The organism is Pseudomonas sp. QS1027 (assembly GCF_002814235.1).
GTDB lineage: Bacteria > Pseudomonadota > Gammaproteobacteria > Pseudomonadales > Pseudomonadaceae > Aquipseudomonas.
The window spans coordinates 70,548-92,817 of sequence record NZ_PHSU01000032.1 but is presented as its reverse complement, the minus strand read 5'-3'; the positions used below and the strand labels follow the sequence as shown (position 1 = coordinate 92,817).

At 63.1% G+C, this 22,270-nt stretch carries 22 protein-coding genes; 20 read left to right on the top strand and 2 right to left on the bottom strand.

Features of this window, described 5'->3' with window-relative positions; translation table 11 throughout:
• The first annotated feature begins 14 nt into the window (after nt 1-14).
• From CWE01_RS26840 to CWE01_RS26765, 16 genes are all read left to right on the top strand, one after another.
• On the top strand, nt 15-701 hold the full coding sequence (locus CWE01_RS26840; protein WP_100943576.1) for an ABC transporter ATP-binding protein: 687 nt from the start codon (nt 15-17) through the stop codon (nt 699-701).
• Nucleotides 698-3,058 carry an ABC transporter permease gene (locus CWE01_RS26835; protein ID WP_100943575.1) on the top strand — a complete coding sequence of 787 codons (2,361 nt, stop codon included), beginning with the start codon at nt 698-700 and terminating at the stop codon, nt 3,056-3,058. Before CWE01_RS26840 ends, CWE01_RS26835 begins: the two co-directional genes overlap by 4 nt.
• The gene (locus tag CWE01_RS26830) at nt 3,055-3,834 is read left to right on the top strand and encodes an outer membrane lipoprotein-sorting protein (protein WP_100943574.1); all 780 of its coding nucleotides are present in this window, start codon (nt 3,055-3,057) and stop codon (nt 3,832-3,834) included. Before CWE01_RS26835 ends, CWE01_RS26830 begins: the two co-directional genes overlap by 4 nt.
• A 14-nt stretch (nt 3,835-3,848) precedes the next feature.
• Nucleotides 3,849-4,106, top strand: a complete 258-nt coding sequence (locus CWE01_RS26825) for an acyl carrier protein (RefSeq protein ID WP_100943573.1) — start codon at nt 3,849-3,851, stop codon at nt 4,104-4,106.
• Nucleotides 4,103-5,314, top strand: coding sequence for a beta-ketoacyl synthase (locus CWE01_RS26820; protein WP_100943572.1), 1,212 nt, complete (start codon nt 4,103-4,105; stop codon nt 5,312-5,314). The genes CWE01_RS26825 and CWE01_RS26820 overlap by 4 nt, the downstream gene beginning before the upstream one ends.
• Nucleotides 5,311-6,303 carry an SDR family NAD(P)-dependent oxidoreductase gene (locus CWE01_RS26815; RefSeq protein WP_100943571.1) on the top strand — a complete coding sequence of 331 codons (993 nt, stop codon included), beginning with the start codon at nt 5,311-5,313 and terminating at the stop codon, nt 6,301-6,303. Before CWE01_RS26820 ends, CWE01_RS26815 begins: the two co-directional genes overlap by 4 nt.
• Nucleotides 6,300-7,841 carry an acyl-CoA dehydrogenase family protein gene (locus tag CWE01_RS26810; RefSeq protein WP_100943570.1) on the top strand — a complete coding sequence of 514 codons (1,542 nt, stop codon included), beginning with the start codon at nt 6,300-6,302 and terminating at the stop codon, nt 7,839-7,841. Before CWE01_RS26815 ends, CWE01_RS26810 begins: the two co-directional genes overlap by 4 nt.
• Nucleotides 7,838-9,073: a hypothetical protein gene (locus tag CWE01_RS26805; RefSeq protein WP_100943569.1), complete on the top strand. Its 1,236-nt coding sequence runs from the start codon at nt 7,838-7,840 to the stop codon at nt 9,071-9,073. The genes CWE01_RS26810 and CWE01_RS26805 overlap by 4 nt, the downstream gene beginning before the upstream one ends.
• A 393-nt stretch (nt 9,074-9,466) precedes the next feature.
• On the top strand, nt 9,467-10,075 hold the full coding sequence (locus CWE01_RS26800; RefSeq protein ID WP_218176955.1) for an XRE family transcriptional regulator: 609 nt from the start codon (nt 9,467-9,469) through the stop codon (nt 10,073-10,075).
• Nucleotides 10,076-10,117: 42 nt separating this feature from the next.
• Nucleotides 10,118-10,888: an ABC transporter ATP-binding protein gene (locus tag CWE01_RS26795; RefSeq protein WP_100943568.1), complete on the top strand. Its 771-nt coding sequence runs from the start codon at nt 10,118-10,120 to the stop codon at nt 10,886-10,888.
• A gap of 9 nt (nt 10,889-10,897) precedes the next feature.
• Nucleotides 10,898-11,401, top strand: a complete 504-nt coding sequence (locus tag CWE01_RS26790) for an Lrp/AsnC family transcriptional regulator (RefSeq protein WP_100943567.1) — start codon at nt 10,898-10,900, stop codon at nt 11,399-11,401.
• Between the two features lie 202 nt (nt 11,402-11,603).
• The gene (locus CWE01_RS26785; RefSeq protein ID WP_100943566.1) at nt 11,604-12,365 is read left to right on the top strand and encodes a transporter substrate-binding domain-containing protein; all 762 of its coding nucleotides are present in this window, start codon (nt 11,604-11,606) and stop codon (nt 12,363-12,365) included.
• A 5-nt stretch (nt 12,366-12,370) separates the two neighbouring features.
• Nucleotides 12,371-13,060, top strand: coding sequence for an ABC transporter permease (locus tag CWE01_RS26780; RefSeq protein WP_100943565.1), 690 nt, complete (start codon nt 12,371-12,373; stop codon nt 13,058-13,060).
• Nucleotides 13,057-13,749: an ABC transporter permease gene (locus CWE01_RS26775; protein ID WP_100943564.1), complete on the top strand. Its 693-nt coding sequence runs from the start codon at nt 13,057-13,059 to the stop codon at nt 13,747-13,749. The genes CWE01_RS26780 and CWE01_RS26775 overlap by 4 nt, the downstream gene beginning before the upstream one ends.
• Before the next feature lie 43 nt (nt 13,750-13,792).
• Nucleotides 13,793-14,686 carry an agmatinase family protein gene (locus tag CWE01_RS26770; RefSeq protein WP_100943563.1) on the top strand — a complete coding sequence of 298 codons (894 nt, stop codon included), beginning with the start codon at nt 13,793-13,795 and terminating at the stop codon, nt 14,684-14,686.
• 96 nt (nt 14,687-14,782) lie between these two features.
• Entirely contained in the window at nt 14,783-15,337 is a 555-nt protein-coding gene (locus CWE01_RS26765) for a hypothetical protein (RefSeq protein WP_100943562.1), read from the top strand.
• Nucleotides 15,338-15,411: 74 nt separating this feature from the next.
• On the opposite strand, the gene CWE01_RS26760 is transcribed toward CWE01_RS26765, so the two are convergent.
• On the bottom strand, nt 15,412-17,358 hold the full coding sequence (locus CWE01_RS26760) for a DNA topoisomerase III (protein ID WP_100943561.1): 1,947 nt from the start codon (nt 17,356-17,358) through the stop codon (nt 15,412-15,414).
• A gap of 307 nt (nt 17,359-17,665) precedes the next feature.
• Here CWE01_RS26760 and CWE01_RS26755 point away from each other — a divergent pair, with 307 nt between their 5' ends.
• The 4 genes from CWE01_RS26755 to CWE01_RS26740 all read left to right on the top strand — a co-directional run bounded on the left by CWE01_RS26755 (nt 17,666) and on the right by CWE01_RS26740 (nt 21,275).
• A complete protein-coding gene (locus CWE01_RS26755) occupies nt 17,666-18,313 on the top strand; it encodes a hydrolase (protein ID WP_100943560.1) in 648 nt (215 codons plus the stop codon).
• A gap of 66 nt (nt 18,314-18,379) precedes the next feature.
• On the top strand, nt 18,380-18,814 hold the full coding sequence (locus CWE01_RS26750) for a DoxX family protein (RefSeq protein WP_100943559.1): 435 nt from the start codon (nt 18,380-18,382) through the stop codon (nt 18,812-18,814).
• The gene (locus CWE01_RS26745) at nt 18,811-19,386 is read left to right on the top strand and encodes an antibiotic biosynthesis monooxygenase (protein ID WP_100943558.1); all 576 of its coding nucleotides are present in this window, start codon (nt 18,811-18,813) and stop codon (nt 19,384-19,386) included. Before CWE01_RS26750 ends, CWE01_RS26745 begins: the two co-directional genes overlap by 4 nt.
• A 50-nt stretch (nt 19,387-19,436) precedes the next feature.
• Nucleotides 19,437-21,275, top strand: a complete 1,839-nt coding sequence (locus CWE01_RS26740; protein ID WP_100943587.1) for an amidohydrolase — start codon at nt 19,437-19,439, stop codon at nt 21,273-21,275.
• Between the two features lie 38 nt (nt 21,276-21,313).
• On the opposite strand, the gene CWE01_RS26735 is transcribed toward CWE01_RS26740, so the two are convergent.
• Nucleotides 21,314-22,222 (bottom strand): LysR family transcriptional regulator, encoded by a 909-nt coding sequence (locus CWE01_RS26735; RefSeq protein ID WP_100943557.1) that lies wholly within the window; start codon nt 22,220-22,222, stop codon nt 21,314-21,316.
• Between the last annotated feature and the right edge of the window lie 48 nt (nt 22,223-22,270).

Genomic DNA, 22,270 nt, shown 5'->3' with positions numbered 1-22,270 from the left:
GAGTTGTAAACCGTATGGATACCCCCCTGATTTCCCTCGCGGGATTGAAGAAGTACTACCCCAGCGGCGATGGCCGCAGCCTGGTGCTCAACCATATCGACCTGGAGATTGCGCGGGCCAGCATGACCGTGATCCGCGGTATCTCCGGCTCGGGCAAGACCACCTTGCTCAATATCCTCGGTGGCCTGGACCGGGTCGACGAAGGCCGGGTGCGGGTTGGCGATGCGTTGCTCGACTCCATGGACTTTGCCGCCTTGACCCGCTTTCGCGCCGAGCGGGTCGGGTTCATCTTTCAGTTCCACAACCTGATCCCGACGCTGACGGTCAAGGAAAACGTGCTGACCGGCCTGGAGCCGATCCGCACGGTCACCCCCCAGGACCATCGGCGAGCCGAGGAATACCTGCACAAGGTCGGGCTGCTGGAGCATGCCGAGAAGTTTCCCGCCAAGCTCTCCGGCGGGCAGCAGCAGCGCGTGGCGATTGCCCGGGCGCTGATCAAGGAACCGCAACTGATCCTCGCCGACGAGCCGACCGGCAGCCTGGATGAGGAAACCGGGATGCGGGTGTTCGAGTTGTTGCGCCAGATGCAGGAAGAGAAACAGGTGACGGTGGTGATCGTCACCCATAACCCGGCGTTGGGGCAGCATGCCGACCAGGTCTACGAAATGCGCTCCGGTCACCTGCACAGGGCCGTCCAATGAATATGCTGGTCCGGCATGTGCTGCGTTCGATCCTGGTCATTCGTTACCGGCTGCTGACCATCGCGCTGATCTGCGCCTCGACCTTCGGCGTGCTGGTGGGGGCCTACTCGGCAATCGACAGCCTGTTCAATACGGTGGAAGACATCCAGTCGTCGGCCTCGATGGCCGGGCTGGAAGTGATCTTCGCTCCTGACGAGCAGATCAACCTGCCGGCGTTCGACGACATCCCCGGGGTGAGCGCCACCTATCCGCGCCTGTTGATGCCCGGGCTGGTGCCGCTGGGCGGCGAGCAGCCGGTAGCGGCGCTGATGATCAGTTCGCCGGCGCAGGACTTTTCCACGGTCAACCGGCTCAAGGTGCTCGACGGTCGGCTGCCCGATGCCCAGGACGCCGCCGGTGTGGTGCTGGAGCGCAACTGCGCCGAGTTCCATGGCAAGCGGGTCGGCGACCGCTTCAATTTCGTGTCCGGACAGGCCGATTACCCGGTCGAGGTCGTCGGCATCGTCGAGAGCCCGGAATACCTGGTGGCGCCGTTGAATCCCAGCGTTTATGTGCCCAGCAACGGTTCGTTGTGCGTGGTGTTCGCCGACCAGGCGCTGATGCGCCAACAGCTGGGGTTCGCGGCGGTAAACAGCCTGCTCTTCAGCCTGTCGGCGGATGCCGACCTTAGCTTGATCAAGCATGCCGTGACCGAGCGGGCACAGACCCGCCTGGCGGTCGATTATGTGCTGCCGCGCCAGGAACAGTTCAGCCAGAAGTTCCTCGAGCTGGACCTCAACACCTTCAAGGTGTTCCTGCCCACGGTGGTGCTGATCTTTGCCCTGTCGTCGACCCTGGTGGTGTTCTTCCTGATGTACCAGTGGGCCAAGGAGGAGCGGCCGCTGATCGCCATGTTCCTCACCCTCGGCTATACCCGTCGGCAGGTCGCCTGCGCCTACAGCTTGCCGGCGTTGATGCTGATCGTGGCGGCGCTGCTGCTGGGTTGCGGTTTTGCCCTGTTCGACATGTACGCCTTCGGCCTGAACTACGCGCGGGCCATCGGCATGCCGAAACCGCACCTGGTGTTTCAACTGCCTTATCTGTGGCGCGCCGGCCTGGTGCTCTGCGGCACCGTGGCCCTGGGCATGTACCTGCCCATGCGCTCGATCCTGAGCATTACGCCAATGGACGCCCTGCGCGATGTCGGTGCTGGCCAGGAACAACCGCTGGCCCAGCGCATGGTTGCCTGCCTGCGGCATATCGGTGGTCCGTTCTGGTTCCGTTACTCCCTGCGCAACCTGCTGCGCAGCTGGCGTATCAGTCTGGTGACCGTGCTCGCCATGGCGGCGAGCATCGCGATCACCATCGCCTTCTACATTTCCCTGACCTCCATGGAACGAACCGCCATCAGCAACGTCGAGCGTGACAGCTGGAGTCGCGTGGTCGATCTGGATGTGCCTTGGTGGGATGAAGATATCGCCCGTCTGCAGGCGCTGGCGCCGGGCAGTCGCTGGTCGACCTTCGTCAAGGGCGGGGCCCAGGTCAGTGGCCGTGGGCAGTTGGACAATGCCAGCCTGCTGGGGATCGAGCCGGCCGACGGCGTACGCCATGTCAACCTGATGCAGGGCCGCATGCTTCTGGACGGCGATCGTGATGGCGTGGTGATCGAGCGTCGTATCGCGATTGCCCAAGGTGTCGGTCCCGGTGATCGGCTGACCCTCAAGGTCCGTGGCAACGACTACGCGACGACCGTCATCGGGGTGTTCTCCGGGGCCCTGCCAGGCGAGGTGATCACCAGCAAGGACTACGCCCGGCGGATGCTGGCGCTGGATGAGCAGTTTACCGGGGCCTATCTGGTCGACGCCGGTGCGTCCGGCCTGGGAGACGCGCAGATCTACGCGGTGCCGGGTGTGGTGCGGGTGACCTCCAAGCAGGACATCGTCGCGGCCATCCTCGAAATCAGCTCGCATATCTGGGTGATCATCCATATCTCGGCGCTGATGAGCATCGCGATTGCCTTGCTGTTCGCCGTGACCAGCATGAACTTCAGCATTGTCGGGCGGCGCGCTGAATACGGGGTGCTGCGCATCCTCGGTTTCAGCGACCGCAACGTGTCGCTGATCATGCTCTGTGAAACCTTCAGCATTGCCGTGCTCGCCGGCCTGGTCGCCATGCCCCTGGGCTACGGGTTGGGCGCGGTGCTCAACCATCGCCTGACCGATGTCTGGTTCAAGATCAATACCGACCCGGCGTCGAGCGATTTCCTGCGGGTGATCCTGCCCGCGCTGCTGATCATTCCCTTCGCGGCGATGCCCGCCATTCGCCATGTGTTGCGCATCCCCGCAGTCGACACCCTCAAACTCAGGAATTTCGGATGACTCGCCGATTGCTTGCCGTTTTACCCGTATTGCTGGCCTGCTCCGGGCCGGTGCTGGCCGATGATGCCCTGTCGATCATGCAGGACTCCGACCGGCGCATGAAGGCCCAGGATGAACAGATCGACTACCGCATGGAACTGTTCGAGGCCGACCACTTGACGTTCACCCGTCAGCTCACGCGGCTGGACAAGCGCATGAGCGACCGTACCGGCACCCTGGTGCGCTTCACGGCGCCGGCGGCGGTGAAGAACGTCGCGTTGTTGATCGAGGACAGCGGTGCGGCGACCAACGATATCTGGTCCTACACCCCCTCGACCAAGAACCTGCGACGCCTCGCCGGTTCGCAGAAGCAGAACTGGTTCATGGGCACCGACTTCACCTACGAGGACTTCGAGGACTACAAGCTGGCCAGCTACCAGTTCGCCAGTCTGGGCAAGCCCGAACCCTGCCTGAGTTGGCCGGCCTGCCGCCGGATTGAAGCTCGGGCGCAGACCGAAGAGGCGCGCATCTCGGGTTATTCGCGCAAGGTCTACTACCTCGAGGAGAGTAGCCGTTACCCGGTGCAGATCGACTACTTCGACGCCCAGGGCACGCTGGTCAAGCAGCTCAAGACCGATGGCCTGCAGGTGGTGAGCGGCTTCAGCCGCCCGACCGCCCAGACCATGTTCAACCTGGCCGCGAACAAGAGCACCCGGATGATCGTCGAGAAGGTCAGCATCAACCCCGGCATTGCCGAGGCCAATTTCACCCAGCGCGCCCTGCGCACCGAACATTGATCCGAGTACCCATCATGTCGACTCAACCCCTGGAAACCGTGGTCCTGGAACTGTTGGCCACGACCCTTGAACTGGACATCACCGAGCTGGATATCCAGCTCAGCATCGACGAACTGGGGCTCGACTCTTTGGACGTGCTGAAGCTGACATACGCCATCGAGAAGCGCTTCCAGGTCAACCTGTCCAGCTACAGCCACACCGACATCAGTTCGGTGGCGCGCCTGATCGAGATCCTCGCCGAGCAACTGGCGGGCCTGCGAGTCGCTTCATGAATGAGGTCGTGATCACGGGCGTCGGTTGTGTATCGCCCTTCGGTATTGGTCGGCAAGCGTTGTGGGACGGCCTGACCCAGGCGCACTGCGCGATTGCCCGGGTGCCCTGGTTGCCAGGGAGTTGCAATGCCGGTGCGCTGCCCGAGCAGGCGATGGAAGGCCGCTTCAGCGCCAATGAGTTGTTGATGTTCGACCGCTCGACCCAGTTCGCCCTGCTGGCCGGGCGCGAGGCGTTGGACATGGCGGCCCTGGACATGGCTGCGGTCGATGCCCATCGCTGTGCGGTGTACATGGGCACGGCGGTGGGCGGCAGCGACTCCTTGCACAGCGCCTACCTGGACCTTTACCAGGCCGGTAGCCAGACCCTGGCGCCCTGGACGGTGCCCCGAGTGATGGCGAATGCTGCGGCCAGTCACCTGAGCCTGCGCCACGGTTTCAAGGGCCCGGCGATGACCTTGAGCACCGCCTGTGCCTCTTCGACCCAGGCCATCGGCGAGGCCTATCGACTGCTGCGTCACGGCGATGCCGACCTGGTGCTGGCCGGCGGCACCGATGCCTGTCTCAACCCGCTGGTGTGGAAAGCCTGGGAAGCATTGCGGGCCATGGCGCCGGACACCTGCCGCCCGTTTTCCGCCGGTCGCCGCGGCATGGTGCTGGGTGAGGGCGGGGGTGTGCTGGTCATGGAAACCCTGGCCCATGCCCAGGCCCGTGGTGCGCCGGTGTTGGCTCGGGTGCTGGGCTACGGCGTCAACAGCGATGCCGGGGATCTGCTCAAACCGTCGGTGGACGGCCCCGCGCTGGCGATGCGTCAGGCGATGGCCAGCAGTGGGCTGGCGCCCGAAAGCTTCACCTATATCAATGCCCATGGCACCGGCACCTTGCTCAACGACCGCTGTGAAACGGCGGCGATACGCCAGGTGTTCGGTGCCCACGCGGATCGCTTGCAGGTGTCCTCGGTCAAGTCGGCCATCGGCCACCTGATGGGCGCCGCCGGTGTGGTGGAACTGATCGGCGGGTTGATGGCGACCTTGCAGGAGCGGATTCCGCCGACCCTGAATTACCAGGCGGCGGATGCCGAGTGCGATCTGGACTACGTCACCGAAGGCGCCCGCCCGGCCCGGGTCGACGCCTGGTTGAAAAACTCCTTTGCCTTCGGCGGACTCAATGTCTCCCTGGCCCTGGGGCGAGCCGTGGAGGCTGGACAATGATCCTGGTGACGGGCGCCAGCGGTTGCCTGGGCAGTCACATCGTACGAGCCTTGCTGGCCCGCGGGGAGAGGGTTGCCGTGCTGGTCCTGGCGAACGACCCGGCGCCGGCCCTGGCGCAGGTGAGTGACCGGGTGGCGTGGCGGGTGGCCGATCTGCTCGATCCGGCCAGCCTGGAACGTGCGCTTGACGGCGTGGAGCAGATCTATCACGCCGCCGGCCTGGCGCTGCCTTACGAAAGCGCCCGGGCGCGGATGTTTGCGGTCAATGTGCAAGGCACGGTCAATCTGCTGCACGCCGCACGCCGTGCCGGTGTGCGGCGGGTGTTGCATGTGTCGTCGATTGCCGCGGTGGGCTATCCGGCTGGCGAGGCCGATGAATACATGGCCTACAACGGTACCGCCTTCAAGCTGGCATACATGCACAGCAAGCGCGAGGCCGAGGAGCGGGTCCGACAGTTTTGCCGGGAAGGCATGGATATCGTCATCGCTTGCCCTTCGGCCGTCATCGCCCCGCACTGCGATGTGCTGCATGGCTGGGGCAAGGTCATGCTCGACCTGCGCCAGCGTCACCTGCCGTTTATCCCGCCTGGCGGAATCGCCGTGATCGGTGCCGAGGACCTGATGCAAGGGCTGCTGGCAATCATGGACAAGGGCCAGCGCGGCGAGCGCTACATCCTCAGCAGCCTGAACGTCAGTTATCGCGAATTGTTCACCGGCATGGGCCGTGCGCTGGGGGTGTCCGAGCCGCGCTGGCAGCCGGCGGGGGCGACCCTCAAGTGGATCGTGGCGCTGCTGCGGCCGCTGGATCTGCTGACCTCGATCATCCCCTTGCGGCTCTCGGCGGATGTGGTTCGCCTGCTGGGGATGAATGTCTACTACCGCACCCACAAGGCCCGCCAGCAGGTGGGGTTCGCACCTCGGCAGACGCTGGAACAACTGGTCGGCGAGACGGCCCGTTGGTTGTTGGCTCGACAGGAGATTGAGCAATGAAGGCATGGACGGCATTTGCCCAGGCGGCACGTCCCGACACCCCGGCTGTTGTCGAGCTGAATCTGTGGTTGCAGGACTGGGCCAAGCGCCTGGATTTCCGTCTGATGGACGTGCGCCGCTGTCTTGCGCCACATCTGGTGCTGGCCCTGGGCAATCGCGGGGTGCTCGGCATGCAAGTCGCCGGGGAGCAGGGCGGCTTGCTCGGTTTTTCGACGTTCGAGCTGTTGCGGGTACAGCGCCAACTGGGCGCCATCGATCTGACCCTGGCGTTTTTCGTCGGGCTCAATAACGGCCTGGGCATTCGCCCGATCCAGCGCTTCGGCTCAGCCACCGCGAAAGCCCGCTACCTGCCACAACTGGCGACTGGCCGGATGCTCGCCGCTTTTGCCCTGACCGAGCAGGGGGCGGGTTCCAACCCGCTGAACATGGCGGCGACGGCACGGCGCCAGGGCGAGCATTGGCGTCTGGACGGACGCAAGTCCTGGTGCGGTTCCGCCGCCTGGGCCGGCGTTATTTCGGTGTTTGCACGGCATCTGGATGAGCAGGGGCGCGATTGCGGCTTTATTGGTTTTTGCCTGGACGCCGAGCAGCCGGGCCTGCGCCAGGGCAGCGAGGCACTGACCCTCGGCCTCAAGGGCATGGTCCAGAACCAGGTGCATTTCGACGCCGTCGAGGCCCGTGCGGAGCAGGTGCTGGGCAGCCCGTTCGCCGGGATGGCGGTCGCCAGCGACACCATGGTCTTCGGTCGCCTGGGCATTGCCGCCACCTGCGTCGGCGCCTTGTGGCGCTGCGTGCAACTGATGACGCGCTACAGTACGCGCCGTTCCCTGGGCACCCAGCGGCTCTGGGATCACGAGCATACCCAGACGCTGATCGGTGGTGCCGTCTGCGCCGCAACCGCCTTGGGTGGTTGGGTCGATGACCTGGCCACGGGGCTGGATCAAGGGTTGCCGACACCGCCGGCCGAGGTGCTGGCGGCGGTCAAGTGGCTCGCCAGCGAACTGCTGGGTGAAGTCAGCGACAGCGCCTTGCAGATGCTCGGTGCTCGTGGTTACTGCGATAACAACCCCATCGGCCAGCTCTGGCGCGATGCACGTATCACTCGTCTGTTCGAGGGCCCGTCGCAGACGCTGGCGGCGTTTATCGGCCAGCGTGTCTTGGAGCAACCGGCCGTCATCAGGACTTACCTGGCATCGCTGCCCCACGGCCAACTTGCCCTCCAGCGCCTGGAAACCTGGATATCCAGCGAAAGACTGCCGCCGCGGGGCAGCGAGCGCTTGTCCGGACAGGTGCTCCAGCTGGGACAGTGTGTCGCCTGGCTGATGCTCTCGGCCCAGGCCCTGGAAGAACATTGCCGGCCCTGGGTGATGTCACGCCTGGCGGCGGCGGAACGCGACTGGGAACATCTGGTCTCGCCGGGTTTCTCCCTGGCGGGACTGGGCGACTGGGTCGACGCCCGGATCGGTGCTTTCGACCGGCCGCGAGCCGATGAGGAGGTTGCGCTCGATGAGCTGCTCGTGTGTGGGGATGGCGCATGATCAACAGAACCTTGAGCCTGGGTGCGCTGATGTTGTTGGTCAGTGTCGACAGCCAGGCCGGCGCTCTTGACGCCGTGGACTTCAACGGCCGACTGGAAACCCGCCAGGCCGTGACCCGTGAGGGTGAGTGGGGGCTGGACGAGTATTCCGCACTGCTGGGCAGTGCCTGGCAAGGCGATTCGGGCTGGCGGCTGAAGGCGCAGGTCAGGGCGCTGCAGGAGAACAAGCTCGACGGCGATTACCACGAGATCGAACCGCGCGAACTGTTCGCCGAATACCAGGGCGAACGCTGTACCTCGACCGTCGGCGTGCAGCAGGTGGTGTGGGGCAGCGCCGATCGTTTGCGGGTGCTGGATGTCATTCATCCTTTCGACCGGCGCGAAGGTTACTTCGGTGACTATGTCCAGCAGCGTCGCCCGCTGGCGATGCTCAACAGTGAGTGCTCGGTGTTCGAGGACCAGTCGCTGCAGGTGTTGTTGATCCCGCAGACCCGCAAGGACCTGCTGCCGGCCAGCGACGGGCGTTTCGCCGAACCTCGGGTCAACGACCTGCTGACCGGCGTGCCCCGCAGCGAGGCGTCCGATCCGGACTGGCGCAAGCCGGCGGACTGGACCCCGGCAGTGCGTTGGAGCGGCAATGCCGCCGGCGTCGACTACTCCCTGAATGCCTGGCATGGCTGGCAAACCGAAGACACCTTGACCCCCGAGCTCACGCGCAACGGCTTGAGTTATCGCGAGCAATTGCAGCGCCGTACCTTGTTCGGCGGGTCGTTTGCCGTGCCCGTCGGACCGGTGGTGGTCAAGGGCGAGGCGGCGCTCACCCCGGATGCCTATCGCTATTACCGGGCGCCGGAAGGGATCGTCGATGTGAAGAAGAACCGCCAGCAGCAGTTGTTGCTGGGCGTCGACTACCTGACCGGAGACTGGTTCTTCGGCGTGCAGTATTACAACCTGTGGAAAGACGATGTCGACCAGGCCCTCGACCAGGATCGCTCGGAAATCGTCAGCCTGGCGATACGCCGGGAAATGCTCCAGGGACGGCTCTACCTGACGGCTTACGTCGCCCAGGACCTGCGACAGTCCGCGCAGTATGCCGCCCTGGAAATGCGCTATGACCTCGATGCCCACTGGCAACTGCGTAGCGGGCTCGATGTATTTGACGGCAGCCGGAGCAGCTTTGGCTACTACGAGGAGCAGACCCGTTGGGTCAATGCCGTGCGTTATTCATTCTGAGCCCCTGGGTGCAATCGAAACGTCCTCCGTGCTGCTCGGCGGGGTGAAGGTCACTGCCCGTAACAGTGCCGAGCCCCGCCCAATTCCCCTCCTGCTTCCTTCCCGTTTTGACGCTGTGGGTGCACCACGAACAGTCATGACGCCCCAAAATCGATCAATCATCCGGCTTCTTTTCTCTCTCGCCCGATGCTCGACCTGTCTGGTGTGAGGTTTCCAAATAGGAAACTTGTTGGGCGGATAAGTTGCTCCATTCACACTTTTATACCTTTTGAATACACGCCTAAACGACTTTTTATAGCCATTTATCCCTGTTTATATGGGGTTATGTATTTTTGGCTCGGTTCTTGATAAGTGAAAATCAAGTTATCTAATTGGAAACTCAAGGATCGTCCAATGCCGAGCAAAAAAATCGAAATGCCTGCGGCTGAAACCGCGACCGGGTCATCGGGCAGCACCGATCCGTTCAATGTCGGCAGTCGTTTGCGGGCGTTGCGCCAGGCCAAGGGCATGTTGATCGATGAGGTGGCGCAGAAGGTCGGCGTCAGCAAGTCCTTCATCAGCCGCTTCGAGCGCGACACGGTGCAGGCCTCGGTGGCGACCTTGCTGCGGATCTGCGAAGCCATCGGCATCAAGCCGGGCGAGCTGTTCGAGCCGCCGTCCACCCGCTTCGTCGCGGCCGGGCAGGGCGCGCCCATCAGCCTGGGCGGCGAGGGCATGCGCGAGTACCTGATCTGCGGCGCCGGCAACGAACACATGATGGCGCTCTATTCGGTGATCGAGCCCGGCGGTGGTTCCGGCACCGAACCCTACACGATCAAGGCCGCTGCCGATCTGGTGCACGTCCAGAGCGGCTGCCTGGAGATGCGCGTCGCCGAGGAAACCTACCTGCTGCGCGCCGGCGACACCCTGACTTTCGCGCCGAGCGATCCGCACACCTGGGTCAACCCGTCGAAGGATGAAGTGTGCACGGCGCTGTGGGTCATCGTGCCGCCACCGGCCTGACCCCGCTGGTCTTTCTTTCCCACTGGCATGAGGAGCGAATCGATGTACAAGCTGGCAGTGACCGATCTGCATAAAAGCTACGGCGACCATCAGGTGATCAAGGGCGTCAGTCTTGCTGCCCGGTCCGGCGACGTGGTGAGCATCATCGGTTCCAGTGGCTCGGGCAAAAGTACCTTTCTGCGTTGCATCAATCTGCTGGAGCACCCCAGCGCCGGGACCATCCAGGTCAACGGCGAGCTGCTCAATACCCGCCGCGATCGGCGCAGCGGTTCGTTGCGGGCCCAGGACCCGGCGCAGTTGCAGCGCATGCGCGGACGCCTGGCCATGGTCTTCCAGAACTTCTGCCTGTGGTCGCACATGACCGTGCTGGAAAACGTCATGGAGGCGCCGATGTACGTGCACGGCCTGAGCAAGGCCGAGGCTCGCGAGCGTGGTGAAGCCTATCTGCACAAGGTCGGCCTGAAGCCCTCCTGTCATGGCCAGTATCCCGCGCAACTGTCTGGCGGCCAGCAGCAACGCGTGGCCATTGCCCGGGCCCTGTGCATGGAGCCCGAGGTGATGCTGTTCGACGAGCCGACTTCCGCGCTCGACCCCGAGCTGGTCGGTGAAGTGCTCAAGGTCATGCAGACCCTGGCCGAGGAGGGCCGGACCATGGTGGTGGTGACCCACGAGATGGGTTTTGCCCGGCATCTGTCGACCCAGGCGTTGTTCCTGCACCAGGGCCGAATCGAAGAACAGGGCACCCCGGCGCAGTTGTTCGAGCAGCCGCGCAGCGAGCGCTTGCAGCAGTTTCTTTCCGGCCGTTTGAAGTAGGACGCCGCCATGTCGCGAGTCATGAACGATGTACCGCTGGCCCTGGATCGTATCGATGTCGCGATCCTCGACATCCTCCGGGATGAAGGCCGTATCACCTACCAGGAACTCTCCGAACGGGTGCACCTGACGCCCCGCCCTTGTCTGGAGCGTGTGCGCAAGCTGGAGAAGCTCGGGGTTATCCGTGGCTACGGCGCGATTATCGACCTGCCACGGTTGTCGCCCGGCGTTTCGCTGCTGGTGATGGTGGCGCTCTCCAACCAGAACGGCCGTGTGGCGCAACGGGCTTTCGAGTCGAAGATGTGTGAAAGCCGTGAGGTGATCGAGTGCCAATTGGTCGGTGGCGCCTTTGATTATTGCCTGCGCATGCACTGCCGTGACCTGGAGCATTACCGGGTGCTGACCGAGCAATGGTTCAACGATGTCGAGCTGCATATCGATCGCCTGGTCAGCCATCCGACCCTGGCCTGCGTGAAGCAGTCGGTCGTGCCCGCGAGTGCTTTTCTGCCTTGAGCCGGAGCTCCAAAACACCCAGCCGAAGCCGCTGTAGCCGGTTCGGAAAAACAGCCGTATCCCGCGTGACAATCGGCGTTTACGACGGATAGATCCAAGGCCTCGACGTTAGCCTGTAACCCTGAAAAGACGCTGTTTCAACGGCGCTGCCATGCCGCTGTTCAACACTGCCAAACCTACGACCCAACCCTAGGACGCACTTATGAACCGTATTTCCAAGCTGTTGTTCGCCACCTTCTCAATGGCAGTCGCTACCGGCGCCCTGGCAGAGCCGATCACCATCGCCACCGACGCGACGTTCCCGCCCTTCGAATCGGTGGACGGCACCGGCAAGCTGGTCGGCTATGACGTCGAACTGGCCCAGGCCGTCTGTGATGCGGCCAAGCTCGATTGCAAGATTATCAACGCGGCCTGGGACGGCATGATTCCCGGCCTGATCAGCAACAAGTACGACGCACTGATCTCGCAACTCACCGTTACCCAGGCGCGGCGCAAGATCCTCGCGTTCAGCGATGTCTACGACCACCCGGTGTTTCGCTTTGTCGCGCACAAGGGCGCCAACCTGACGATCTCGCCCGAGGGCCTCAAGGGCAAGGTGATTGCGGTGCAGACCGGCACGCCGATGGATGCCTACGTCACCAAGAACTACACACAGAGCACCATCAAGCGCTACGACAGCGGCAGCGCGCCTTATCTCGAACTGAGCAGCGGGCGTGCCGATGTGCACATGAGTTATCAGGCGCAGATCACCCACAGCTTCCTGAAGGGTGACAGCGGCAAGGACTTCGAACTGGTCGGTCCGCTGTTTACCGGCAAGGACGCTCCCGAGTTCGGCGAAGGCGTGGCTATTGCCATCAACCAGAAGAACGCCACGTTGCTCAAGCAGATCAACGAGGGCCTGGGCGAAGTGCGTGACAGTGGCAAGCTCGACGCCCTCAACCGCAAATACTTCGGCGCGCAGTAACGCCCATGTTGAGCGACTACATCAGCAGTGTCTTGAGCGCCGGCTGGATCACTTTCCAGTTGGCCCTGACGTCCCTGGCCCTGGCGGTGGTCCTGGGTCTGGCCGGGGCGTTGTGCAAGCGTTCGGAGCATCGGACATTGCGCGTGCTGGCCGAGATCTACACCACCCTGGTGCGGGGCATTCCCGACCTGGTGCTGATGCTGTTGATGTTCTACAGCCTGCCGGCCTTGCTCAACCAATGGATCGGCGCGGCGGGTGGCCGGTACAACGTCGATCCGAGCCCGTTCCTGTCCGGGGCGCTGACCCTGGGGGTGATCTTCGGGGCCTATATGACCGAGACCTTTCGCGGTGCGCTGGAAGGGATTCCAGCGGGCCAGTTGGAGGCGGCGCAAGCCTATGGCCTGGGGCGGGTGAAGACCTTGCGCAGCATCATCCTGCCGCAGATGGTGCGCCTGGCCTTGCCCGGCTTCACCAATAACTGGCTGGTGCTGGTCAAGGCTACCGCGCTGGTCTCGCTGATCGGCCTGCAAGACATCATGTTCCGGGCCAAGGGCGCCGCCGAAGCCACCGGCAAGCCCTTCACTTTCTATCTGTTGGCGGGCGGTTTCTACCTGCTGATCGCGGTGCTGTCCCTGGCCCTGGTCGGCTGGCTGGGCAAACGTTACTCGCAAGGCGTTCGGGAGTTGGCGCGATGAATTGGGATGTGATCTACGACAACCTGGACCTCTATGCCCAGGGCCTGCAACTGACCTTGCTGCTGACCGTGGTTGCACTGGGCATCAGCTTCTTTCTCGCCCTGGCCCTGGCGGTGGCGCGCAACGCGGCCAACCCGTGGCTGCGTAATAGCGTGGCAGCCTACACCCTGGTGTTTCGCGGTACGCCGCTGCTGATCCAGCTGTTCCTGATCTACTACGGGCTGGCCCAGTTCGACCTGTTGCGTGGCAGCGTGTTGTGGGTCTGGCTGTCCAATCCGCTGTTCTGCGTGTTGCTGGCTTTTATCCTCAATACCACGGCCTACACCACGGAAATCTTCGCTGGCGGCCTGCGTCACTTGCCGCCCGGCGAGATCGAAGCGGCGCGGGCCTACGGCATGACGCCCTGGACCCTGCTGCGTCGCATCATGCTGCCGGCGATGCTGACCCGGACCCTGTCGTTGTACGGCAACGAGACCATCATGATGCTGCATGCCACCTCGCTTGCCAGCACCGTCACCCTGATGGAAATCACCGGGGTGGCGCGCAACATCACCCTCAATCACTACATCCAGTTCGAACCCTATGTCACCGCCGGCGCCCTGTACCTGGGCCTGACGATGGTGCTGGTGGTGGCTTTCCGTTTCGCACAACAGCGCTGGGCCAGCTATCTGCAACCACGTCGGGGCTGAGCGGTCGTTCCCCTCTTTGTCCAACTATCCGGAGACATCTGCCATGAGTACTCGCGACAAGCGTCAATTCGATCTGCTGGGCGTCCCTTTCGACGGGGAGTCGACCCTGGGCTGGCCGGGCTCGCGCTTCGCCCCGGCGCGGGTGCGGGAAAGCGCCAAGTGGATCAATATGCGGATCCAGGACGGCAAGGTCTATTGCCTGGAGACCGACAGCTTCATGGAGGTCGGCGAGCATCTGCTGGTGGATCGTGGTGATGTCGCGGTGGTCCCCCATGACACCCAGAAGACCTTCCTCGCCACCAGCCAGGCGGTGTGCCAATCGATCGAGGCCGGCCGGGTGCCGGTGGTCATCGGCGGCGACGACAGCCTGTTGTTCCCCGTGGCCCAGGGTGTCTGCCAGGCACTGGAAGGGCGTATCGGCGTGATCCATTTCGACGCGCACCTGGACCTGATGGATGACAGCGTCAAGCAAGGTCGCTTCAGTCAATCGAGCGGCATGCGTCGGGCCTTGGAGCTGGAACAGATCCATGCGCTGGACTGCATCCAGGTCTGCGAGCGGCACTTCAACTTTCCCGCTTCGGGTCGCTTCAAGCATGACAACGACCTGATCCACCTGAGTGCGCGGGAAGTCCTGCGGCTTGGTCCGCAGGCTACGGTCGAGCGGATTCTCGAGCGGGTCAAGGGGGCCGATCATCTGTTCCTGTCGTTCGACATCGATGCCATCGATCCGGCCTTCGCGCCTGGTGCCGGTGCTCACGAGCCGGGCGGTATCAGTTCCGCCGAAGCACTGGAGATGGTCGAGTTGCTCGCCCCGCACTGTGCGGCGATGGCCATTACCGAGGTCAATCCAACCACTGACGTCGGTGACATGACCTCGACCCTGGCGGCGTACCTGGCGTTCTCCTTCGCGGTGTATGGCAGCCAGGCGCGGGGCTGAAATTCATCGGCTCTTGGGGGCGCGGGCGGGGAACCACTTCTGGAAAAGTGAATCATAGCTATGTGCCATCTCGGCACTTCACAAGGACGCCCAGTGATGCTCGCTCGTTTCAAACCCTCGTTCACGATTCCCGCCACCGGCTTGTTGGTACTTCTGTTGGGTGGCATGGTGCTTCCTGCTCAGGCTGCGGTAGAGGTCGATAGCCTCAGTGCCTCGGGTTTTGATCATCTCGCTGCGACCCATGGCGGTACGGGTTCCGGGCATTCGCTGCGCAGCACCGACTTCACGGTGGATGATCTGCAAAAGATGCAAAGCCAGCAGAAGCACAATGCCGACGAACTGGAGAGCCTGAAGAAGATCATCAATGATCAGGCACGTGTCATCGAGGAGCTCAAGCGCAACAGTGGTGCCAGCTCCAGCTCCAGTTCGAACAGCAGCGATCTTTCCGGCCTCAAGCGCAGTGTCAGCGATCAGGATCGCACTATCGAAAAGCTGGCCAGCCAGGTGGACGATCTCAAGCGCAGTTCAGGCTCAAGCTCCAGTTCGAGCTCCAGCGAGTTGTCCAGTCTCAAGCGCGATGTCAGTGACCAGCAGCGCGATCTGGAAAGTCTGAAACGCAACGTCGATGACCTGAGCAGAAAGGTGAAGTGACGACAGCAGCAATGACCCTCGCTTGAGCCCTGCTTTGATCGTTCCCATGCCCCGGCGTGGGAACGCTCGATCAGTCAGGAACTGGCCGCTGACTTCGGCGTCCGTCGGGTCCTGCCTGTCTTGGTTCCCGCCGCCTTGCGCTTCTTCTTCCAGGGCGCCGCCCCTTGTGCCGCCATCCCGGCCGGCATCGTGATCTGCAACTTCAACTCGACACAGCGGCCCACCTGCTTGCTCATCCAGGCCGCCTGCTTGGCGACAAACTCTTCCAGGCTCATCTCGCCGCTTTGCACCATGTCCAGCGCCTGTTCCCAGATCGCCGTGGTGCCCGGGTCGGCAATCGCCCGGGGGACCGCATCGATCAGGCTGAAGGCCGCCGGGGTCGCCGACAGGCTTTTGCCGTGCTTGACCAGGTAACTGCGATCGAGCAGGCCCTGGATGATGCCGGCGCGGGTCGCTTCAGTGCCGATACCGGTGGTGTCCTTGAGTTTCTGTTTGAGGCGCGGGTCTTCCACATACTTGGCGACGTTTTTCATCGCCTTGATCAGGTCGCCCTCGGTGAAAGGTTTTGGCGGTTGGGTCCAGAGGTCCTTGAGGTCGATCCGGCTCACCGCGCACTCGGTGCCTTCGCGCAACGCCGGCAAGGCCTGAGGCTCGGGGGCTTCGCGGCCCTTGGCCGGCGCCAGGGCTTCAGGCAGGGCGCGTTTCCAGCCCGGCTCGACGATCTGTTTGCCCACGGCTCGCAATGCCTGCGCCGCACAGTCGAAATCGGCCTGGGTCCGGTCGTATTCGTGATTGGGCAGGAACTGCGCCAGGTAACGGGCGCGAATCAGGCTGTAGACGGCGCGCGGCTTGCCCTGCAAACGTTCCAGGCTGGCGCCCGTGCCCGTCGGGATAATGCCGTGGTGGGCGGTGACCTTGGCATCGTTCCAGGCTCGCGAACGGCGCGTCGGATCGAGATAGGGCGCCAGTTTGCCCAGGCTCGGATCAGCCCGTTCCAGCGCCGCCAATACCCGGCCGGCGTCGCCATGCTGACTCAGGGGCAGAAAGCCGCAATCGCTGCGCGGGTAGGTGATGACCTTGTGGGTTTCGTACAACGCCTGGGCAATATCCAGTGTCTCCTGGGCGCCCAGCCCAAGCCTTTTCGAACAGACTTCCTGCAAGGTGCCAAGGTCGAAGGGCAGGGGTGCAGCCTCGCGAATCCGCTCGGTCTTGAGCTTCACCACCCTGGCGCTGGACGCCGCGCTCATGTCTGCGGCCGCCTGTTGGGCGAGGGTCTGGTTGAGGCAACGGTCCTGATCGTCACAGGCGTCCTGCGGCGCTCGCCACTGTGCGATAAAGGGCTGGCCGTCGTGCAGCAGGTGCACGTCGATCGCCCAGTAAGCCACCGGCACGAAGTCGGCGATGCTGCGATCGCGGTCCACGACCAGGCGCAGGGTTGGTGTCTGTACCCGCCCCACCGGTAACACACCCTGATAACCGGACTGGCGGCCGAGCAGGGTGAACAGGCGGCTCATGTTCATGCCGATCAGCCAGTCGGCCCGCGAGCGGCCCAGGGCCGAGTGATAAAGCGAGAAGGTCTCGCCGCCGGGCTTGAGCGCCGCCAGCGCCTTGCGGATCGAGGCATCGTCCAGTGCCGACAGCCAGAGCCGCTGGATCGGCCCGCGATAGCGACAATGTTCGACCAGCTCACGGGCGATCATTTCCCCTTCACGGTCGGCGTCGGTGGCAATCACCAGCTCATCGGCCTCGCCCAGCAGGCGTTTGACCGCCTTGTACTGACTGGCGGTCTTGGGTTTGACCTGCATCTTCCATTTTTCCGGAACGATCGGCAGGTCGGCCAGCACCCAGCGTTTGTAGCGGGCGTCGTAGGCATCCGGCGGGGCGGTTTCCAGCAGATGGCCGATGCACCAGGTGACAGTGGCATTCGGCCCCACCCAGCAGCCGTCGCCACGGCGGGTCGCACCGAGCACGGCGGCAATATCCTTGGCCTGGGAGGGCTTTTCACAGAGGAACAACCGCATAACCACTCTCATTTCATCGCGGGGTCTTGAAGTTGCACAGCATGCTCAGTGTCGAGCGTTCGGGCAATCATTATCTGTATAAACATACAGCTTGTTGTATCAACTATAGTCCATGCGCGCAGATGGCAGGCAAGACTCAATTGTCCCTTTTATAGAATCAATGATTCTCGATTTAGGGTAATTGTCTCGATTTGTTCAGGCGCCTAAAGTGACATCCAAGCCAGGCAGCACAGTCCTCCCAGCGGAGCGCGCCAGGCCCGCCTGACAAAACGAACGCACCACTACTCGACATCAAAAGGAACGCGCCATGTCTATTCGTGAACTGCTGAACCCAACCAACTCCACCCTGATCCTGATCGACCACCAGCCGCAGATGTCCTTCGGTGTGCAATCGATCGATCGCCAGACCCTGAAGAACAACACCGTGGGCCTGGCCAAGGCGGCGAAGATCTTCAATGTCCCGACGATCTTCACCTCGGTGGAAACCAAGAGCTTCAGCGGCTACATCTGGCCGGAACTGCTGGCAGTGCACCCGGACCAGCAGCCCATCGAGCGCACCTCGATGAACTCCTGGGAAGACAAGAAATTCGTCGAGGCGGTGAAGGCCACCGGTCGCAAGAAACTGATCATGGCGGCACTGTGGACCGAGGTGTGCCTGAACTTCCCGGCCCTGGAAGCCCTGGCTGAAGGTTATGAGGTGTACATCGTCACCGACGCATCCGGTGGTACCACCCAGGAAGCCCATGACATGTCCGTGCAGCGGATGATTCAAGCCGGCGCCGTCCCGGTGACCTGGCAGCAGGTACTGCTGGAATTCCAGCGTGACTGGGCGCACAAGGAAACCTACGACGCGGTGATGGACCTGGTGCGCGAGCACAGCGGCGCCTACGGCATGGGTGTGGATTACGCCTACACCATGGTGCACAACGCGCCGCAACGCCAAGCCAAGTCGTGAAGTGAGTCGGGCGCGCGGGGCGTGCCCGACACCCCATTGCCTCGAGCTTTCACAGGGAGACCCGATATGGTCACTCGCCCCTTGTTGTCCTCTCGCACTTCGGCTGACTGGGCACTGCTCTGGTTACGCCTGGCCGGTTCGGCCTTGTTGTTACGGGTCCATGGCTTGCCCAAGCTGCTGGACTTCCAGCATCAACTGACATTGATCGAAGACCCTTTCGGCCTGGGCGCGCACCTGACCCTGAGCCTGGCAATTTTCGCCGAGGTGTTGTGCCCGTTGCTGATCATCCTTGGCCTGCTGACCCGCCTGGCCACGCTGCCGGTGCTGTTCCTGCTGCTGGTTTCACTGGTGTGGGTGCATCCGGAGTGGAGCCTGGCCGAAGGGCAATTTGCCTGGCTGCTATTGATCGTCTTCGCCGCGTTGCTGATCGGCGGCTCCGGGGCCCTTGCACTGGACCCGCGCCTCACCGCGTTCACCCGCCTGCGGAGCCTCCGTCCATGAATATCGAATTGCTGGACGGTGTGGTGACCCTGTTGGTCCGCCACCGGATCAAGAAAGGCCAGGACCAGGCCTATGAAACCTGGCTGCGCCGCATCGTCACCATGGCGCGCAGTTATCCGGGGCACCTCGGTGTCGATGTGGTGCGTGGGCATAGCCACGGGCAAACGTTGTTTACCAGCGTGCTGCGTTTCGCCTCTACCGAACAACTGCAACGCTGGCTGGACTCCAATGACCGACGTGAGCTGGTGGCGGAGGCCCAGCCCATGCTGGCCGACGGCGATCAGACCGAAATCAACGCCGACCGCGAGTTCTGGTTCACCCCGGCCGAAGTCGGTTCGCCCAGTCCGGTGCCGCGTTGGAAGCAGGCTTGCGTGACCTTCCTGGTGATCCTGCCGCTGAGTTTTGTCGTACCGATGTTGTGGCGCCCGCTGTTCACACTGCTGCCCTGGTTGGGTGGCTATGTGCAAGCCAATGTGCTGATCACCCTGAGCATCGTGTTGTTGGTGGTCTATGTGTTCATGCCCCGTGTGACCCGCCTGTTCAGCCGCTGGCTGCAACCGGCCAGCCACTGATTTCGCTGACCGTTACATTCCGTCAAGCAAGGAGAACTGATATGAGCAATGTGATCGCTGACCTGATTCTGCACAACGGCCGCCTGCACACTGTCGACCGCGCCCAACCCAAGGCCACGGCGGTGGCGATCAAGGACGGGCGCTTTATCGCCGTGGGCAACGACGGTGAGGCCATGGCCTTGCGCGGCAGCGCCACCCAGGTGATCGACCTCAAGGGCCGCACCGTCATTCCCGGCCTCAACGACTCGCACCTGCACCTGATCCGTGGTGGCCTGAACTACAACCTCGAGCTGCGCTGGGAAGGCGTGCCCTCGTTGGTGGATGCGTTGCGCCTGCTCAAGGAACAGGCCGAGCGTACCCCCGCGCCGCAATGGGTGCGGGTGGTAGGCGGCTGGAACGAATTCCAGTTCGCCGAAAAGCGCATGCCGACCCTGGAAGAACTGAACAAGGCGGCGCCGGACACCCCGGTGTTTGTCCTGCACCTGTATGACCGCGCCTTGCTCAACCGGGCGGCACTGCGGGTGGTCGGCTACAACCGCGACACGCCGAACCCGCCGGGTGGCGAGATTGTCCGCGATGCCAAGGGCGAGCCGACCGGCATGCTGATTGCCCGGCCCAACGCGATGATTCTCTACTCGACCCTGGCCAAGGGGCCGAAGCTGCCCCTGGAGTATCAGGTCAACTCGACTCGCCAGTTCATGCGTGAACTCAACCGCCTGGGCGTCACCAGTGCCATCGATGCCGGCGGCGGCTTCCAGAACTACCCGGACGACTACGAAGTCATCAACGAACTGGCGGCCAAGCAGCAATTGACCGTACGGATCGCCTACAACCTGTTTACCCAGAAGCCCAAGGAAGAACTGGCGGACTTCAAGAACTGGACCAGCAAGGTGACCTACGGCCAGGGCGACGATTTCCTGCGGCACAACGGGGCCGGGGAGATGCTGGTGTTCTCGGCGGCGGATTTCGAGGACTTCCTCGAACCGCGTCCCGACCTGCCGCAGACCATGGAACAGGAACTGGAACCGGTGGTCCGCCATCTGGTGGAGCAGCGCTGGCCGTTCCGCCTGCACGCCACCTATGACGAATCCATTTCGCGGATGCTGGATGTCTTCGAGAAGGTCAATCGGGATATCCCGTTCAATGGCCTGCCGTGGTTTTTCGATCACTGTGAAACCATTACGCCGAAAAACATCGAGCGGGTGCGGGCGCTGGGCGGTGGCATCGCCATTCAGGACCGCATGGCCTTCCAGGGCGAATACTTCGTCGAACGTTACGGCGCCAAGGCCGCCGAGGCCACGCCGCCGATCAAGCGCATGCTGGCCGAAGGCGTGCCGGTGGGCGCGGGTACCGATGCCACGCGGGTGTCGAGCTACAACCCGTGGACCTCGCTGTACTGGATGGTCAGTGGTCGCACCGTCGGTGGGCTCGAGCTCTATCCCGAGGGGTTGCCACGGGAAACCGCGCTGGAGCTGTACACCCATGGCAGTGCCTGGTTTTCCTCGGAGCAGGGCAAGAAAGGCCAGATCAAGGTCGGGCAACTGGCGGACCTGGTGGCCTTGTCGGCGGACTATTTCAGCGTCGACGCCGAAGCCATCAAGTGGATCGAATCGGTGTTGACGGTGGTCGACGGCAAGGTGGTGCACGCGGCGGGTGATTTCGACAAGCTTGCACCCGCCACGTTGCCGGTGACTCCAGATTGGTCGCCGGTGGTCAAGGTGCCGGGACACTGGCGGCCTAACTCGTCCTTGCAGGCCCAGGTGCACCAGTGCAGCGGTCCTTGCGGGGTGCATGCCCACGGTCATGAGCGGGCGCGGATGTCGAGTGTGCCGGTCAGTGACTTCCAGGGGTTCTGGGGGGCCTTTGGTTGTTCGTGTTTTGCTTTCTGAGTCGAAGACCGGGCGGGGCGCTTGCGCCTCGCCCGGCTTCAGAAACGATCCCAGGCCGGTAAACCTTCGAATTCAGCGGCCATATAGTCGATAAATTGACGGACCTTGGACGGCACGTATCGGGCCGTCGGGTAGACGGCCTGTATGGTCAGATCGGGGACGCTGAAATCGGGCAGTATCCTCACCAGATCGCCGGCGGCCAGTGCTTGCCCGAACACAAAGGTCGGGCCGTAGGCGATCCCGAGTCCGGCCAGGGCCGCCGCCAGCAGCATGTGCATGTTATTGGCGTACATGCGCACCGGCCCTTCGATCAGATGGGGTTGCTGTTGTGCGTCGCTCAAGGTCCAGGCGCCGCTGGAGACGGCTTCGCTGAAGGCCAGGCGTGGACTGTCACGCAGGTCCTCGGGGCGCGACGGTACACCTTCCCTTTGCAGAAATGCAGGGGCCGCGCAGAGCACCATGCGGCATGGGGCCAGCGCTCGGGCAATCAATTCCGAATCCGGCAGGCGGCCGATTCGGATGGCGATGTCGATACCGGCGGTATGCAAGTCCACATAACGATCATCGAGCACGATCTCGGTATCGAGCTGCGGGTGCTCGGCCATGAAACGCGCCAGCGGTTGTGCCATGTGCAGGGAGCCGAAGGTCACCGGCGCGCAAATGCGCAATTTCCCGCGCAGGGCATGCTGGGTATCGCTGGCTTCGCGGTCGGCTTCTTCAAGGGCTTCGAGAATACGCTGGCAACGAGCATGGTAGGCCCGACCGGCCTCGGTCAGGCTCAGGCTGCGGGTACTGCGCTGGATCAGCCGCACATTCAACTCGGCCTCCAGGGCACTCAGGTACTTGCCGGCCATTGAAGCGGAAAGCCCGAAACGCCGGCCTGCGGCCACCAGGCTGCCAGCTTCGACGGCGGCGCTGAACACCTTGAGGCTCATGAAACGGTCCATAACGTGCTCCAGTCGATAGTCTGGTGATTAGCTGATGATAGAAGGTAG

Excerpts from the sequence above, each read along its gene's own strand:
- CWE01_RS26840 (WP_100943576.1), top strand. The coding sequence starts at position 15 with ATGGATACCCCCCTGATTTCCCTCGCGGGATTGAAGAAGTACTACCCC.
- CWE01_RS26835 (WP_100943575.1), top strand. The coding sequence starts at position 698 with ATGAATATGCTGGTCCGGCATGTGCTGCGTTCGATCCTGGTCATTCGT.
- CWE01_RS26830 (WP_100943574.1), top strand. The coding sequence starts at position 3,055 with ATGACTCGCCGATTGCTTGCCGTTTTACCCGTATTGCTGGCCTGCTCC.
- CWE01_RS26825 (WP_100943573.1), top strand. The coding sequence starts at position 3,849 with ATGTCGACTCAACCCCTGGAAACCGTGGTCCTGGAACTGTTGGCCACG.
- CWE01_RS26820 (WP_100943572.1), top strand. The coding sequence starts at position 4,103 with ATGAATGAGGTCGTGATCACGGGCGTCGGTTGTGTATCGCCCTTCGGT.
- CWE01_RS26815 (WP_100943571.1), top strand. The coding sequence starts at position 5,311 with ATGATCCTGGTGACGGGCGCCAGCGGTTGCCTGGGCAGTCACATCGTA.
- CWE01_RS26810 (WP_100943570.1), top strand. The coding sequence starts at position 6,300 with ATGAAGGCATGGACGGCATTTGCCCAGGCGGCACGTCCCGACACCCCG.
- CWE01_RS26805 (WP_100943569.1), top strand. The coding sequence starts at position 7,838 with ATGATCAACAGAACCTTGAGCCTGGGTGCGCTGATGTTGTTGGTCAGT.
- CWE01_RS26800 (WP_218176955.1), top strand. The coding sequence starts at position 9,467 with ATGCCGAGCAAAAAAATCGAAATGCCTGCGGCTGAAACCGCGACCGGG.
- CWE01_RS26795 (WP_100943568.1), top strand. The coding sequence starts at position 10,118 with ATGTACAAGCTGGCAGTGACCGATCTGCATAAAAGCTACGGCGACCAT.
- CWE01_RS26790 (WP_100943567.1), top strand. The coding sequence starts at position 10,898 with ATGTCGCGAGTCATGAACGATGTACCGCTGGCCCTGGATCGTATCGAT.
- CWE01_RS26785 (WP_100943566.1), top strand. The coding sequence starts at position 11,604 with ATGAACCGTATTTCCAAGCTGTTGTTCGCCACCTTCTCAATGGCAGTC.
- CWE01_RS26780 (WP_100943565.1), top strand. The coding sequence starts at position 12,371 with ATGTTGAGCGACTACATCAGCAGTGTCTTGAGCGCCGGCTGGATCACT.
- CWE01_RS26775 (WP_100943564.1), top strand. The coding sequence starts at position 13,057 with ATGAATTGGGATGTGATCTACGACAACCTGGACCTCTATGCCCAGGGC.
- CWE01_RS26770 (WP_100943563.1), top strand. The coding sequence starts at position 13,793 with ATGAGTACTCGCGACAAGCGTCAATTCGATCTGCTGGGCGTCCCTTTC.
- CWE01_RS26765 (WP_100943562.1), top strand. The coding sequence starts at position 14,783 with ATGCTCGCTCGTTTCAAACCCTCGTTCACGATTCCCGCCACCGGCTTG.
- CWE01_RS26760 (WP_100943561.1), bottom strand. The coding sequence starts at position 17,358 with ATGCGGTTGTTCCTCTGTGAAAAGCCCTCCCAGGCCAAGGATATTGCC.
- CWE01_RS26755 (WP_100943560.1), top strand. The coding sequence starts at position 17,666 with ATGTCTATTCGTGAACTGCTGAACCCAACCAACTCCACCCTGATCCTG.
- CWE01_RS26750 (WP_100943559.1), top strand. The coding sequence starts at position 18,380 with ATGGTCACTCGCCCCTTGTTGTCCTCTCGCACTTCGGCTGACTGGGCA.
- CWE01_RS26745 (WP_100943558.1), top strand. The coding sequence starts at position 18,811 with ATGAATATCGAATTGCTGGACGGTGTGGTGACCCTGTTGGTCCGCCAC.
- CWE01_RS26735 (WP_100943557.1), bottom strand. The coding sequence starts at position 22,222 with ATGGACCGTTTCATGAGCCTCAAGGTGTTCAGCGCCGCCGTCGAAGCT.